At 61.9% G+C, this 15,647-nt stretch carries 12 protein-coding genes; 5 read left to right on the forward strand and 7 right to left on the reverse strand.

Translation table 11 applies throughout. The features are described from left to right. Positions 1 to 428 precede the first annotated feature (428 nt). A complete protein-coding gene (locus tag BB934_RS08145) occupies positions 429 to 1,283 on the forward strand; it encodes a transglycosylase SLT domain-containing protein (protein WP_157934083.1) in 855 nt (284 codons plus the stop codon). Here the strand turns inward: BB934_RS08145 and BB934_RS08150 are convergent. Both BB934_RS08150 and BB934_RS08155 read right to left on the reverse strand, forming a co-directional pair. Beyond that, a complete protein-coding gene (locus BB934_RS08150; protein WP_099509180.1) occupies positions 1,235 to 2,548 on the reverse strand; it encodes an MFS transporter in 1,314 nt (437 codons plus the stop codon). The genes BB934_RS08145 and BB934_RS08150 overlap by 49 nt on opposite strands. Positions 2,549 to 2,702: 154 nt before the next feature. After that, complete coding sequence (locus BB934_RS08155; RefSeq protein WP_099512694.1) at positions 2,703 to 2,933, reverse strand: hypothetical protein; 231 nt, start codon at positions 2,931 to 2,933, stop codon at positions 2,703 to 2,705. A gap of 184 nt (positions 2,934 to 3,117) precedes the next feature. On the opposite strand from BB934_RS08155, the gene ggt reads away from it, so the two are divergent. From ggt to BB934_RS08170, 3 genes are all read left to right on the forward strand, one after another. Next, positions 3,118 to 4,872, forward strand: coding sequence for a gamma-glutamyltransferase (ggt, locus tag BB934_RS08160; RefSeq protein WP_099509181.1), 1,755 nt, complete (start codon positions 3,118 to 3,120; stop codon positions 4,870 to 4,872). Between the two features lie 65 nt (positions 4,873 to 4,937). Further along, positions 4,938 to 5,843 (forward strand): dTDP-4-dehydrorhamnose reductase, encoded by a 906-nt coding sequence (rfbD, locus tag BB934_RS08165; RefSeq protein WP_099509182.1) that lies wholly within the window; start codon positions 4,938 to 4,940, stop codon positions 5,841 to 5,843. Between the two features lie 83 nt (positions 5,844 to 5,926). Then, positions 5,927 to 7,117, forward strand: coding sequence for an O-succinylhomoserine sulfhydrylase (locus BB934_RS08170; RefSeq protein WP_099509183.1), 1,191 nt, complete (start codon positions 5,927 to 5,929; stop codon positions 7,115 to 7,117). Positions 7,118 to 7,138: 21 nt separating this feature from the next. Here BB934_RS08170 and BB934_RS08175 read toward each other — a convergent pair whose 3' ends face one another. The 4 genes from BB934_RS08175 to BB934_RS08190 all read right to left on the reverse strand — a co-directional run bounded on the left by BB934_RS08175 (position 7,139) and on the right by BB934_RS08190 (position 11,322). Further along, positions 7,139 to 7,510: a hypothetical protein gene (locus BB934_RS08175; RefSeq protein WP_099509184.1), complete on the reverse strand. Its 372-nt coding sequence runs from the start codon at positions 7,508 to 7,510 to the stop codon at positions 7,139 to 7,141. Positions 7,511 to 7,672: 162 nt separating this feature from the next. Beyond that, the gene (locus tag BB934_RS08180) at positions 7,673 to 9,421 is read right to left on the reverse strand and encodes a TRAP transporter large permease (protein WP_099509185.1); all 1,749 of its coding nucleotides are present in this window, start codon (positions 9,419 to 9,421) and stop codon (positions 7,673 to 7,675) included. Beyond that, positions 9,418 to 10,086, reverse strand: coding sequence for a TRAP transporter small permease subunit (locus BB934_RS08185; protein WP_099509186.1), 669 nt, complete (start codon positions 10,084 to 10,086; stop codon positions 9,418 to 9,420). The genes BB934_RS08180 and BB934_RS08185 overlap by 4 nt, the downstream gene beginning before the upstream one ends. A 90-nt stretch (positions 10,087 to 10,176) precedes the next feature. Then, positions 10,177 to 11,322, reverse strand: coding sequence for a TRAP transporter substrate-binding protein (locus BB934_RS08190; protein ID WP_099509187.1), 1,146 nt, complete (start codon positions 11,320 to 11,322; stop codon positions 10,177 to 10,179). 353 nt (positions 11,323 to 11,675) lie between these two features. Here BB934_RS08190 and BB934_RS46970 point away from each other — a divergent pair, with 353 nt between their 5' ends. Continuing rightward, entirely contained in the window at positions 11,676 to 11,816 is a 141-nt protein-coding gene (locus tag BB934_RS46970) for a hypothetical protein (RefSeq protein WP_157934084.1), read from the forward strand. Positions 11,817 to 12,047: 231 nt separating this feature from the next. Here the strand turns inward: BB934_RS46970 and BB934_RS46975 are convergent, their stop codons facing one another. Continuing rightward, positions 12,048 to 15,560 carry a hypothetical protein gene (locus BB934_RS46975; protein ID WP_162299148.1) on the reverse strand — a complete coding sequence of 1,171 codons (3,513 nt, stop codon included), beginning with the start codon at positions 15,558 to 15,560 and terminating at the stop codon, positions 12,048 to 12,050. Between the last annotated feature and the right edge of the window lie 87 nt (positions 15,561 to 15,647).

Consider the following 15,647-nt stretch of genomic DNA (forward strand, 5'->3'; position numbering starts at 1 on the left):
TCTATGGATAAGGGGTAGCAAATGGTCGCAGGCTGGAACAAATTCGAAATTATACCGCCAAGCTGACCCATTCTAGACATATGTACTGATCACAGTTTTGCCCTTGAACGAAAAACCCGCACACCTGCCTCGGCGGCGAAGCGGCACATCCTGGGGGCTTTACCCGCATGCAAATCGCTCTGACAGCGTCCGCGGACGCGTGCCAGCCGACGACTGATTGCCTCGAGCCTTCGAGGACAGGCAGATTTCCGTTCCGTCGGGCATCCCTGCGACGCGCACGCCTGCAGGGAGGGAAGACCCTGCTGAACCTGACCAAGTGCTTCGGTCTTGGCGCCTGCATCACGCTTGCAGCCAGCGCCGCTCACGCCGCCTCGGAACCGGATATGCTCCCTCCGGCAGCATTCGGGACCGTTCCGGATACCCTCAGGATGATGCCGACCGAGGCCGTGGCCCCGGTGGACCCTCTCGAAGCCGTCGCACCTGTCGAAGCTGTCGAGATCACGCACGCGGATCTGCAGAGGCAGATCATCCTCTCGCTTCCCCTGACGGAGTCTTCCGCTGAGCGCCCTGAGGATGAAGAACCGGTATCGCGGGAACTCACCGAATACATGGAATTCGAGGAGATGCGCGTTCCCGTGTGGATCGTCGACACGATCCTGCGCGCTTCCAAGCTGACTGGTGCCGATCCCGTCTACATGATGGCTTTGGCGGACAAGGAATCGAGCTTTCTACCCGGCAACAAGGCCTCGACATCCTCCGCCGTCGGCCTGTTCCAGTTCATTTCGAGCACGTGGCTCGAGGCTGTGCGGTCTTTTGGGCCGATGCACGGGCTGATCGCGGAAGCGGAGTCGATCGCGGGCGCGGGCGCCAAGATCGCCGTCGAGAACGAGACGATGCGCGAGCATATTCTCGGTCTTCGCCGCAATCCCTACATCTCCGCCCTGATGGCGGCCGAGATGATGAAGCGAGACAAGACGAAGATCGAGGCCAAGCTCGGACGCAAGCTCAGCCGTTCCGAGTTCTATCTGTCCCATTTCTTTGGCGTCGACAGCGCGAGCAGGTTCATCGCCCTTGTGGACGACACGCCCAAGAAGAGCGCCCGCGACGCCTTCCCGGCTGCTGCGAAGTCCAACAAATCCTTGTTCTTCACCAAGGACGGCAAGAAGACGCGGAACCTCAGCGTCGCCGAAGTCTACGACAAGATCGACGACATGATCGACAAGCGCCTCAACCGTTACGAGGCCGTATCCGCCCGGGCCACGGCAGACGCCTCGACCTTCTGATCGGACGGCGCGGCCTCACCCTCTCCATTTGACGGCGGAGCCTCGCGCTCCGCGCGGGGCGATAGCGTGGCCGAAGCCGAGCTGGTGGGCGCGATATCGGCGAAACCACCCTTGGCCGGCGTGCGTTGCACGCGCGCAATCCGCATGACAATGAAGGCGACGAGCCCCAGCGAAGCCAGCGCGGCATAGATGAAGAGGCCCTGCGGTCCGATCAGCTGCATTGCGGCGGCGCCGAACAGCGGCCCGACGGTCACGCCGGCGGCCCAGGAAAACAGGAGCGTGCCAACGGTGGACACGATCTGTCCCGGCTCCACGATATCGCAGGCATGGGCCACGCAGACCGAGTAGATGCACAAGGCAAGGCCGCCCCAGATCGCGAAAGACCACAGGATCAGGAGGCTCGCACCCTGCGCGCTCGCCCAGAGAATGAGGAGCGAGACCAGGCTCGTTCCCGCGGCGAGACCCGCGATCACATAGCGTCTGTCGGCCCGATCCGAGAGCCATCCGAGCGGCCATTGCATCGCGAGGCTGCCGGCCTGGAGCGCGAACAGTAGCGCCGCGGCCTGATCCTGGCTCAGCCCGATGCTGACGCCGAAAACCGGCGTGATCGCGATGACCGGGCCGTTGACCAGGCCGACGACGAAGGCTCCCACGACCGCGGAGGGAGCAGTGGCGAAAAGTCGCCGAACTTCGATCCGCACGCCCTGCGGCGCTGGAGGCTCCTTCGTCGTCGTTGCTGCGATGGGAAGCAGCGAGAGCGTGATTAGCGCGCTCACCGTCATGAACAGCCCGTCCATCCGAATATCGCCGAAGCCGATCCCCAGCGGCGACAGCATCAGGGCGACCTTGGTGCAGATCATGTAGATCGACAGGATGCGTCCACGATGGCTGGAGCTGGCGCGGGCGCTGATCCAGCCATCCGTCACCGTGAAGATGCAGGCAAGCGTGACGCCCGTCAGTCCGCGCAGGAGGATCCAGGCCAGCGTGGAGTGGGCTTGCGTCATCAAGAGGATCAAGACGGAAACCACGGCCGCAAGGCTCGCGAAGGCCCTGATATAACCGACATGCCGGATGAAGCTCGGAGCCAGGAAGCAGCCGGTCGAGAAACCGAGCCCATAGGCCGCGGCGACGACACCGATGGACGCGACGGAGATCCCCTCCGCCTGCATGCGCAAGGGCATCAGGGCCTGCAGCAATCCGTTACCGGCCTGAAGCAACGTGGTTGCGGCCGTAATGGTCCAGATGAGTGCGAGGGAGGAGTTCAAGATCGAATCGGTGATGAAAAACGGCAGGCGCGCGGATCACGCAGATAGAAGACAGGTGCCGCTCAAGATCAAGAGTCGATCCGACCCATGGGAAATTTCTTTCGTCGGGTTGGATGTGGGCCACATGTCCGACATGCGAAAGATCGGCCGGGCCTCAAGCGCCCGACCGGTCCTTCTGGAATGTTGCGAAGAGATAAAACCCGTTGAAGCGGACGCCTTCCATGGCCGCCTTCCGGTCGAATCCGAGAGGGGCATCCGCCCCGTCGGTACGCCCTCCGAACTGCCAATTGGGCTCGACGACGAAGGAGGGAACCGACCGTTGCTCCGGCACGGCACAAACCAGCCCATCGGGTTTCGTACTTCGGAACAGATTATATGAGTACATGTCCTGCTCCATCGCTCGCTTCACGAATCGCACCATGAAGGCAAAGAGTGACAGGAGTGTGATATTGCAGCGCAACATAGTCAGAATTTCTTCTCACCCCTCGATCGATGGAGGTGGCGCGAAGGGATAGTCTTTTGATAGGTTCTTCCAACTTAAAGCGAAGACACCGAGGGAGCCTATCAGCATGATCACGCAGAGCGCTCTTCGCCGGGGTTTCTGGGGCCTCGGCCTTCTTGCCGGCATGTCCCTGTCCGCCCCGGTCCTGGCCCAGGCCGTCGCCCCTGCCCCGGAAGCATCAACGGGACGCACGTTCAAATCCGCTGGCACCGCAACGAAGGACATGGTTGCCGCGGCCAATCCGCTGGCCGCCCAGGCCGGCCGGGAGATCCTTGCCGCCGGCGGCAGCGCCGTCGACGCCGCGATTGCCGTTCAGCTCGTCCTCAATCTCGTCGAGCCGCAGAGTTCGGGCATCGGCGGCGGCGCCTTCATGGTCTTCTGGGACGGAACGACCATGACGACGCTTGATGGGCGCGAGATGGCGCCTGCGGCCGCAAAGCCCGAGCGCTTTCTCGGTCCTGACGGCAAGCCGATGAAGTTCTACGATGCGGTGGTGGGAGGCCGCTCGGTCGGCGTGCCTGGCACCCCGCGCCTTCTTGAGACCGCGCACAGGAACTGGGGCAAGCTCTCCTGGCCGCAGGTGATCGAGCCCGCAGCCCGCCTTGCGGAAGACGGCTTTACGATCTCCCCTCGCCTCAACGGGCTCCTGACGCAGGAGAAATTCCTTCAGAACGATCCGGTCGCCCGCGCCTATTTCTACGAGGCTGACGGCAAGCCGAAGGCGGTCGGGACCGTTCTCAAGAACCCGGCCTTCGCCAAGATCCTGCGCACAATCGCCGACAAAGGTGCGGATGCCTTCTACACCGGCGAGATTGCCCAGGACATCGTGACGACCGTCACCGGCCATCCGACGAACCCTGGCGACATGACCCTGGACGACCTCAAGGCCTACAAGGTCCAGGAGCGGGACGCCGTCTGCGGCCCCTATCGGGTTTACCGGATCTGCGGCATGGGTCCGCCGAGTTCGGGCCAGGTCGCCGTGCAGCAGATCATGGGGGTGCTGGAAACGCAGGACATGGCCTCGCTGAAGCCCGGCCCCGACGCGGTTCACTGGATCGCGGAAGCGGGCCGCCTTGCCTATGCCGACCGGGCGCTCTTCCTCGCCGATCCGGCCTTCGTCAACGTGCCGGTCAAGGGCCTGACCGATCCGGGCTATATCAAGAGCCGCGCTGGATTGGTCGACCCGAACAAGTCCATGGGCAAGGCCAAGCCCGGCGATCCGCCCTTCCAGAAGACCTTCCTCTGGGGGCCGTCCGAAGGGGTCGAGTTCGGCACGAGCCACATCTCCATCGTCGACCGCAACGGCAATGCGGTGTCGATGACGACCACCATCGAGGACGGGTTCGGCGCACGTCTCATGACGAAAAGCGGCTTCCTGCTCAACAACGAGCTGACGGACTTCTCCTTCGCCACGACGGAGGACGACAAGCCCATCGCCAATCGCGTCGAGGCGGGCAAACGCCCCCGCTCGTCCATGACGCCGACAATCGTGCTCGACGGCAGCGGCAAGCTCTATGCGGTGGTGGGCTCGCCGGGCGGCAGCCTGATCATCAACTACGTGGCCAAGACCCTCGTCGGCATCCTCGACTGGAAGCTCGATCCGCAGGTCGCCGCCGATCTTCCCAATGTGGGCAGCCGCAACGGCCCGACGGAGCTGGAAGCGGGAACCGAAGCCGAGGCGTGGAAGGCGGGTCTCGAGGCGAAGGGCCATGAGGTCAAGCTGATCGAACAGAACTCCGGCATTCATGCTATCGTCGTCACGCCGGCAGGGCTCGTCGGCGGCGCCGACAGCCGCCGCGAGGGCGTTGCCATCGGCAATTGATGGGAATTCGGAGCGGCCCTGTCCCGACGGGGCCGTTTCACGGTCGAAGAGGATTTTCGGTCTCCATGCGTATCATCGTCGTCGGTAAGGAAGGTCAGGTCGCACGGGCTCTGGCGGAGCGCGCACGCGCCCATGGGGCGCAGGCCGTTCTGGTCGGCCGCCCCAAGCTCGATCTCGCCGATCCTTCGGGCATCGAGGACGCATTGATCGACACCGGCGGCGACGTGATCGTGAATGCGGCCGCCTACACGGCCGTCGATCAGGCTGAGTCCGATCCCGAGCTCGCCGACGCGATCAATGGGATCGGCGCGGGCGCCGTTGCCGGCGCTGCGGCCGCGATGAACGTGCCCGTCATCCACCTCTCCACCGATTATGTCTTCGATGGCACCGCCGACCGCCCTTACCGGGAAGATGACCCGGTCTCTCCGCTCGGAGCCTATGGCGCCTCGAAGCTCCTGGGCGAGGAAGCCGTGGTGGCGGAGGCCGAGAATTACGCGATCCTTCGCACCGCCTGGGTCTACAGCCCCTTCGGCAAGAATTTCGTGAAGACGATGCTGCGCCTGGCCGGCGAGCGCGAGGAACTCGGTGTGGTCGCCGACCAGTACGGCTCGCCGACGAGCGCCCTCGATATTGCGGACGGGATCATCGCGGTCAGCCGCAACCTGCTCGAGCGACCGGACGACCGGAGCCTGCGCGGCTTGTTCCACATGACGGGAACGGGCTTTACCAGCTGGTCGGACTTCGCCGCCGAGATCTTTTCCCTCTCGGCGAAGTTCGGCGGCCCCTCCGCGAAGGTTCGTCCCATCGCGTCAGTCGACTACCCGACGCCGGCGAAGCGCCCGGCCAATTCCAGGCTCGACTGCACGAAGCTGAAAGAGGTACACGGTGTCACGCTCCCACCCTGGCGCCAGTCCCTTGAGCCCTGCGTGAAGCGCCTGATCGAAGAGACCCGAAAAGAGGTCGCGCGGTGAAGGGCGGAGAGCACGGAACCCAGCAATTTTTCCGCGAAAAGAAGACGATTGTTCTTTTTAAAGAACAATTTTAAGATCGGCTCATGACCCTGCCGCAAAAAGACAAACACCACATCGAAACCCGCCTTGTCCATGAGGGCCACGATCGCACGCCCCACGGCGAGACGGCGGAAGCGCTCTTCCTGACCCAGGGCTTCGTCTACGAGAGCGCGGAGAGCGCCGAACGGCGCTTCCTGAACGAGGAGCCGGGCTATAGCTATAGCCGGTATTCCAATCCCACCGTCGATGCCTTCGAGCAGCGCATTGCCACGCTCGAAGGGGCAGAGGCGGCCCGCGCGACGGCGAGCGGCATGGCTGCGGTCACCGCGGCTATGGTCGGTCAGGTCCAGGCAGGCGACCATGTGGTGGCGGCACGTGCCCTGTTCGGCTCCTGCCGATGGGTCGTGGAGGATCTCCTGCCCCGCTTCGGCGTCGGCTGCACGCTCGTCGATGGAGAAAACCTCGATCAATGGCGTAAAGCTGTCACGCCGGAGACAAAGGCGTTTTTCCTCGAAACGCCGACCAATCCGAGCCTCGAGATCGTCGACATCGCCGCGGTCGCCGACATCGCCCATGACGCCGGTGCGACGCTGACCGTCGACAATGTATTTGCGACGCCGCTTTTTCAGAAGCCTCTCGCCTTGGGCGCCGATTGTGTCGTGTATTCCGCGACCAAGCACATCGACGGCCAGGGCCGATGTCTCGGCGGCGTGATCCTGGCCTCCACCGAGTTCATCGAAACGAAGGTGCAGCAATTCCTGCGCATGACCGGGCCGTCGATCTCGCCGTTCAATGCCTGGGTCCTGCTGAAGGGGCTGGAGACCCTGCCCCTGCGGGTGGAGCGGCAGACCGTGACGGCCGGCTACCTCGCGGATCGCCTGCACGATCATCCGAAGGTGCAACGGCTGACCTATCCGGGACGCCCGGACCATCCGCAGGCCGATCTGATCAGGCGGCAGATGAGCGGTGGCTCGACGATGATCGCCCTGGAGGTAAAAGGGGGCAAGGCAGGTGCCTTCCGCTTCCTGAACGCTCTCAAGCTGATCCGGATCTCGAACAACCTGGGCGATGCGAAAAGCCTGGTGACCCATCCGTCGACGACCACCCATCAGCGCTTTGCGCCGGAACTGCGCGACGAAATGGGGATCTCGGACGGGCTGGTGCGCCTATCCGTCGGCCTGGAGCATGGTGAGGATCTGCTGGCGGATCTCGCCAACGCACTCGATCATATCTGATCCCGGCCTTTCGTCTCCCTGCTACTGCGGCGGCTGAGCCGGCGTCGTCGATGCCGGCGGCCTGGCATTCGTCTGCGATTGCAGCCGGTCGAACATGCGCAGGGCGGCGTCGACGCAGGATTGCGTCGATTCCCGATTGCCGCAGACGATGCGCAGCTGCGTATCGCCGCTACGGAGGAAAAAGCGCGCTCCCCTCTCCCACCGGTCGGAATCGTCCCTGTCCTCGCGCATCATCATCTGACCCCGCCGCCGATCCTGGTCGCGACCCCAGCCTTCGCGATTTTCACGCCAGCCGCCGCGATCGAAGTCATCACGATCCCGCGAGGATTCCTGCGCCCACGCGCCGGTTGCAAGGACCAAAAATCCTGTTGCCAGAAGAAAAGCTTTTCGCATCTGAATCTCCCGTCGGAGATGCTCGAAGACATCCGATCATCTACCCGAAGCACCTTAGCGGTTGCGCGTCATGACGCGTAAAAGTGAACCGGCCACAGGGACCATGGTTCCCGCGAAGGAGGCGGCAGCTGAACTTTCCCATAACGGATGAGCGTCTGTTGCTCAGCTGCCATAGAGATAGTTCGGAAGCCAGAGAGTCAGCCCGGGCCAAAGATACATGAGGATCATGCATATGATGACGATCAGCATGTAAGGCATCATGCCCGCGAAGATCTGGTTCAGGGTGACGTGCGGCGGCGAAACGCCTTTGAGGTAGAAAGCCGACATCGCCACGGGCGGCGACAGGAAAGCAGCCTGAAGGTTCACGAAGACGAGAACCCCCCAGAGAACCGGGTCGATGTTGAAATGCTTCAGCAGCGGCAGGAAGATCGGCACGAAGATGATGATGATCTCGGTCCATTCCAGCGGCCAGCCGAGAATGAAGATCACGGCCTGCGACAGGATCATGAACTGCACAGGGGTCAGATCCATGGCCAGAACCCAACGCTCGACCAGGCCCTGCCCGCCGAGGATCGCGAACACGGCCGAGAACAGCGCCGAACCGACGAAGAGCCAGCACACCATCGCCGTTGTCTTCGCCGTCAGGAACACGGCTTCCTTGGTGCGTTTCCAGTTCAGCGTCCGAGCCTGGAAAGCGAGCAGGAACGCTCCGGCAGCGCCAACCGCAGCGGACTCGGTCGCGGTGGTGATTCCGAATAGGATGACGGCGAGCACGAGAAGGGTGAGAATGCCAAGTGGCATGATCGACGATGACAGAAGCTTCACGACCTGGAGGCGCTCGGCGTTCATGTTCCGGTAGTAGCGGGCGAGTATCACCAGGGCCAACGCGGCAGCGATGCCGAAAACGACATAGAATGTGGTCGCCGGACCTATGTCGGTTGGCGTCACCGGCGCGCTCACCGCCGGTCCGCCGAGCTGCTCCAGGCCCTCAGGAGCCTCGCCTTCGGCCGACGCCTGCGGGTGGATGACGACGTACCACCACACGAGCCATAGGGTGAGGGCCGTCAGAGCGAGCGGGATTAGCGTGGCGAGAAAGTTCTTGAACACCGTCCAGTAGGTGAGGTGCCCACCATCGCCGTCGAGGTTCTTCATCCTGGCTGGCGAGAACAGGGCCGAGAAGAGCCCGACCAGCATGTTGTTCGAATAAGCTGCCTGGAACTTTCGCATCCATTCCGGCACCGGAACCCGTGTTTGCTCCTCGGGAAGGGGAGGCGCGATCTTCGGGTTTATCATCGCCCAGCCGATGACGTAGACAAGGTACAGGAAGGCGAGGAAGAAGCCGGGAAACATCGCTGCCGCGTAGAGCTTCACGACGGACTGGCCGGCCACCGCCGCATAGACGATGATCATCACCGAAGGCGGGATCAAAATGCCCAGCGTGCCCCCAGCCGTGATGACTCCGGAGGCGAGCTTTACGTCGTAGCCGGCGCGCAGCATCGGGTTGAAGGCGATCACCCCCATGAGGACGACGACGGCTCCCACGAGGCCGCTGGCGATGCCCCAGAATGTGCAGACGATCAGCGTCGCAACCGCGAGCGCGGCGGGCAACCGCCGGAACGAAAGCTGAATCGAGTAGAACATCTTGTCGACGAGTGCCCCGCGTTCCATCACATATCCCATCAACACGAAGAGCGGGATGGAAATGAGAACGTCGTTGGTCATGGCACCGTAGGTGCGCTGGACCATGAGGTCAAAAACCCGGTTGTCGAACCAGCTCTCCGCCGGATTGTAGAACGCGTAGAAACCGAAGAACATCCCGAGGCCCATCAGCGTGAAGGCCGTCGGGAAACCCATCATGATCACCACCACGATGAGCATAAGCATCGTGAGACCCAGTGCCGGATCGCTCATGTCTGCAGGTCCCCCCCCATCCCGCGTTGCCGCGCCGTTTCGTCGATCTGCTGCGCGCGCGCGATGGCGGTCTTGCGCGTTTCTTCGTCCACATATTCGCTGTGCGCGAGTTGCCCCTCGACCACGTCGATCTCGCTGACGTCCTTGAGCCGGCTGGGCCATACCCCGGTCTTGAGACAGACGATGCAGCGCAGGATTTCAGCTAGGCCCTGCAGCATCACCAGCGCGCCGGCTATCGGGATCACCGCCTTGAAATGGTAGATCGGCGGGCCATTCGCCGTCACAGTCGAATGCTCGCCGATCCGCCAGGAAAGCGCCGCGTAATCATAGCCAGCGTAGATGAGGGCGGCGATGCCCGGCAGGAAGAATACGATGTAGAGGACAAGATCGAGCGACGCCTGCGTGCGAGGCCGCATCGAGCTGTAGAGAAAATCGCCGCGTACATGGGCGTTCTGCGCCAGCGTGTAGGCGCCGGCCAGCATGAACACGCTGCCGTAGAGCATGTTGCTCGCATCGAAGATCCATGCCGTCGGCATGTTCATGATGTAACGCTTGAATACCTCGACGCAGACAAGCGTCATGAGCCCGATGATGAGCCACGCCGCGGCCTTGCCGACCCATGTGCTGATGCCGTCGACCGTATGCAGAATTTGCTGGACGTTCATGTGGGGCGCCGACCGGAGAGAGTGTGGTAAGAGCATAGCCAAGCGCCATCGATCTATCTTCGATGGCGCTTGGCCAGACTGATCGTCGCGCTAGATCTTCTTTGCAGCCGCGTTGGGTCCGAAGTAGTGATCGAACGCCATGCGGCGATTGACGACGGTGTCCTGCTCCCAACGTGTGGCCCGCTGGGCGAAAGCAAGCTGCGACTCAAGGATCTCCTTGAACAGCGGATTCTCTCCGGCCTTCTTTTTCACAACGTCGTCGTAGACCTCGAGCTGCTTCCTGAGGATCGCGTCCGGCGTCTTGTAGAACTTGACATTGTCTTTCGTCTGGAGCTCGACATAATCCTTCGAGTACCGATCGATCGCCTTCCACGACATATCCTGCGACGCAGCATCGACCGCATTGGCGATGATCGCTTTCATTTTCTCGGGCAGCCCATCATATTTCGTCTTGTTGAACATGATCTCGAACTGCTCGGCGTTCTGGTGGTAGCTCTGGAGCATGCATACCTTGGATACGTCGGCAAAGCCGAGGGCCCGGTCGGACGAGGCGTTGTTGAACTCGGCCGCATCGAGAAGGCCGCGATCCATCGCCGAGACGATCTCACCGCCAGGCAACGCATTGACGGCTGCGCCCATGCCGGTGAACACGTCGATCGAGATGCCCACGGTTCGGAACTTGAGGCCCGCCATATCCTCCATCTTGGTGACCGGCTTCTTGAACCAGCCGAGCGGCTGCGTCGGCATCGGCCCATAGGGGAATGACACGACGTTGGCGCCGATCGAGGCATACAGTTTCTCGAGCAGCTCCTTGCCGCCGCCATAGCGGTGCCAAGCCATCAGCATATTGGCATCCATGGCGAAGCCAGGACCGGATCCCCAGAGCGCGAGGGCGGTCTGCTTGCCATAATGGTAGACCATCACGCCGTGGCCACCATCGAGCGTTCCTTTCGACACGGCGTCGAGGAGGCCGAAAGCCGGCACCACGGCGCCCGCGGGCAACACCTCGATCTTGAGGTCGCCGCCGGTCATGTCGTTGACCTTCTTGGCGAAATCGAGCGCGAACTCGTGGAAGATGTCCTTGGACGGCCAAGTGCTCTGCCAGCGCATGCTGATGGGGCCTTGCGCCTTGACAACGCTCGGGGCCGCAACAGTCGCAGCAGCCGTAATCGCCGCTCCACCCAAGAACTTACGACGTGAAGTCTTCTCCCCAAGCGGGGACTTTACTTTGGTCATGATCTTTCCTCCCGATGCGGGCTCTTAAGGCCACGCTTAAGTAACGGACACGATAGTAATCCAAACATGCTAACATGTTAAGCTCGACACGCAGGTAGGGCAGGATTTTCCTACCGGTTGTTTCCTGCCTCCCCCAAATGCTTTCACATTGACAGGTCCGATCTTCATGGATCGCTCAGGCTGCACCCTGAGTGCGACGTTCCACAAGCCCCGCGCCGGGAACTATGTAACAATATACGGCGCGGTCGAAGAATTTAGCTTCTCCGAAGCTTCGCGCTGGGCAGTCTCTCCGGCACGGAACCCTCACTTCGCCTCCACGTTGGCCTTCCATTCATGCCGCGAAGGAGGCCATCATGAAGTGCCAATTCTGCCAGCAGGATATCGAGAACCCCTGCCATACCACCCAGGAGATGGAGCGGCGAGCGGAGAGCCATGTGGAGCGGTGCGAGCATGCCCTCCATGACCGGCAGGACTCGCAGCAAAACGACGGCTAGAACGGTGGCCGGGACGGATATGGATCACGTCCGAGGCTTGGCCGAGCGGAGCGTGAATATCAGCACCGTTCATTCAGACGAAAGCCCCGGACGTCCGCAAGCAGGGTGCCTCTCCGGGCGGTGACCGCGTCGTGACGGGCAATGACGCGAGGTCTGGAAAAGATTGGCCCCACAACGTCGAAGTCACCGAAAACGGCGCAGGGTTGATCCCCGGCGCCGCTTTCGGTCGGATCAGAGCACGAACCAGCCCTTCTGCATGTCGAAAGCGCCCTTGAGCTTGATCACGCCTTCGGCCGCCTTGTCGCTGTCGGTGTTGAGATAGATCAACGTCTCCTTGCTCGTCTTCTCGTAACGGACCTGACCGGCCTTGGTGAAGGCGTTCTTGCCGATGAAGCTGAAAGCCTGATCCCCCTTCTTCTTGACGTCGGCGTCGATCGCCTTCAGGTCGATCTTGTCACCGCCTTTGCCTGAGAAGTCTGTGATGGTGTCGGCCGTTCCCTTGCTCGTCCCCGTGTCTTTGTTGCCGAAGGCGAACACGTCCTTGCCGGCGCCGCCGGTCAGGGTGTCCTGGCCGCCGCCGCCGATGATCCGGTCGTTGCCGACGCCGCCATCGACCTTGTCCTTGCCGCCTCCGGCATTCAGAACGTCGTTGCCGCCGCCGCCGGAAAGCGTGTCCGAGTTGGCGCCGCCGGACACCGTATCGCTTCCGGTCGTGCCAGTGGTGCTTTCCTTGTCCACGTCCTTGAGAACGACCGTCAGGGTCTGGTCGATGACCTTGCCGAACTGATCCTTGGCCCGCACCGCGATGGTGTGGGTCGCCGCCTGCTCGTAGTCGAGCAGGAGGCCGTTCTTCACGGTGATCTTGCCGCTGGCATCGATCTGGAAGCGTCCGCCGGCGTCATTGATCAGCTCGAACCCATGTACGCTGAGCGCATCGGGGTTCGCCACCGAGAGCGTGCCGACCTCCTCCCCCGCCTTGCTGTTCTCGAAGACCATTCCCCCCGCGAGATTGACAGCCGAGCCGTGGTTGATCACCTCCGCGAGGTTCAGAAGCGTGCCGCCGAAGTTGAAGAACTCGACATCGATGACGGTATCGGTCCCCTCCCCGGCACTCCGCCGGTCCACAATGGTCAGCTGCGTTCCCGAATTGGTGACGTGGTAGTTCGAGCGGCTGCCGCTGAAGAGCGCGGTGTCGTTGCCGGCCCCGCCATCGAGCGTGTCGTCTCCGTTCCGGCCCATGAGCGTATCGTTGCCGGCATCGCCGCGCAGGCGATTGTGGAGCCCGTTGCCGGAGATCATATCGGCATTTTCGGTACCGCGAATGCGCTCGATGGCGATCAGCTTGTCAGTGAAGCCCCTATAAGTTGCTGTTTCCGCGGCAAGATCGACGTTCACACCACTCGCCGATTGCGCCGCCCTCGCCTCAGCCCGGTAATCGATCTCGTTGACGCCCAGAGATCCATCGAAGGTATCGTTACCCTCGTATCCGACGAACCGCTGCGCTCCGGCATTGTCGCCGCCGAAGAATTTGTCGGCCCCTTCTGTGCCGCGAACCACGTCGATGCTTGTGAAAGTATCGGTGCCGGCATCGCCGAGCTTCAAAACCGTTCCCGCCCGCGCCGTCGATCCGAACGTCACCTCGATGCCCGAGATGCCTTTCTTGTAATAGCTGATCTCGTTCCAAAGCGTCTTCTCGGGATCAGTATTTTGTCCTAAGACGCCACCCTGGATCGTGTCGTTACCAGTGCTTCCCTCGAACCAATCTTCGTCTCCGACGACACCAATTCCGCCGATGAGAAGGTCGTTGCCCACGCCACCGTCGAGGGTGTCGAAACCGGCGCCGCCATTGAGCGTGTCGTCGCCGTCGCGCCCCCGCAGCACATCGTTGCCGGAATCACCCCGCAAAAGGTTGCTGAGGCCGTTTCCGGAGATCTGGTCGTTGTATTCCGTGCCGCGGATTTTCTCGATAGAGATCAGAGTATCCTCGTCGCCCGTCGCATCGGTAACGATAGCCTGCTCCCCGGTCCCAAGTTCGATGATCATCCCGGTGCCGACAGCCCTCGCCTCCGCCCGATAGTCGACCTCGTTGATACCGTCCGATCCATCAAAGGTATCGTTGCCACCATAGCCGAGGAAGCGCTGGTCGGCTGCACTCGTCGCACCGGTGAAGCTGTCCGCTCCCATCGTGCCGCGTATGGCAATGATATCGTTGAAGTGATCAGTTCCGATGATCTTGCCGGTACCGTCCTTCTTTTGGACCATTCCGACCCCGTGGCGCCCATCGGGCTCGGTGAAGGTGACGACAATGCCCGCGAGGCTGCCGGTGTTGTAGTTGATCTCGTTCCAGCTGCTGACGCCGTCAGCCTGCTCAACCTCGCCGCCATAAATGGTGTCGTTGCCGGTGCTGCCGATGAAGACATCTGCATCCTCCAGTTCATCCTCCGGCGCGTCAACGCCGCCGATGAGGAGATCGTCGCCGGCTCCGCCATTCAGAGTGTCCCAGCCGGCGCCACCATTCAGGGTGTCATTGCCAGCATCGCCGAGCAGCATGTCGTTGCCGGCGCCACCCAGCATGCTATCGTTGCCGTTGCCGCCTTCGAGTCTGTCTTCTCCGCCCCGGCCGTTGAGCTCGTCGTCGCCGGCATCCCCACGCAACCTGTTGCCGGCATTCGTTCCCGCAATGTCGTCATCGTTCCGCGTCCCGCGGATCTGCTCGATGCGGATGAGGGTGTCTACATCACCGTTGGCACCGGCGACAGTGACCCTTCCCTCTCCATCCATATTCGACAGGTCAACGATGATGCCCGCCTGTCCTGGGACTTCGGCCGTGTCGCTACGATAATCGACCTCGTCATCGCCGTCTCCGCCGTCGAAGGTGTCGTTGCCGGCAAAGCCGCGGAAGCGTTGGAATCCAGCCGCTCCAGTGAACCTGTCCGCTCCTGCCGTGCCGTAGACGGCTTCGATCCCGGTGAAGACATCCTCCTCGTCACCATTCTCGGTCGACGTGACCTTGCCGGCTCCTTCGGCGGTGAATGTCACCGTAATCCCCTGAGTCCGGCCCTCTGGCCGGTAACTCAGGACGTCGAGGTTGCCGACGGGTCCGCCGCCGCCATGGATCGTGTCGTTGCCGAAGCCGGCATAGAATTCGTTGTCGCGGTTGTCGCCGATCAGGAGATCGTCATGGGCAGTCGCATAGACGCTGTTGATGGAATGCAGGATATCGGTCTCCGCTGCGCCGCCCCTGCTCGTGACCTTTCCCACATCGTCATCCGCGTCGCCGTCGACGAGATCGACCGTGATGCCATGCTGACGGTTATCGGCGGAGTAATTGACATAATCGAAAAACTCGGGGCTGTTGTTACCGCCGAAGATCGTGTCGTTGCCGAGGCCTGGCGCGAAGATATTCTCTGCGTCGTTGCCGATCAGCTCATCATTCGATGAGAGAAGGTAACTGAACACGTGAGTAGAAGTCGTTGCGCTTTGGAGCCATAAGTTCTGGAACTGATCTCGATCTACGGAGATGCCTGTGATCTCGGCCAGTGATTCGTTGTCTGCGCTATAAAGGCCGATGTCGTGGATCAATGACTGCTCGTCCCAGTAAACCCGGACGAAGCGGGCTTGGCCGTCAACGGTGAAGGAGTAGTCCCGTCGATTGCCGTCTGTGACAACCTCGATACTCGCGTCGACCGGGAAAAACCCGCTGGGAGACAGGTTGATGCTTCCGAAGATCTCGTATTTTGCCATGACCGCTCCTCCTTGAAATATTTCCTCCATCGTAAACTGAGTTACGGTTCGGAAAATACTCCGAAAAGACGGCCTTCATTTCGAGCG

It is taken from the genome of Microvirga ossetica (genome assembly GCF_002741015.1).
Lineage (GTDB): Bacteria > Pseudomonadota > Alphaproteobacteria > Rhizobiales > Beijerinckiaceae > Microvirga > Microvirga ossetica.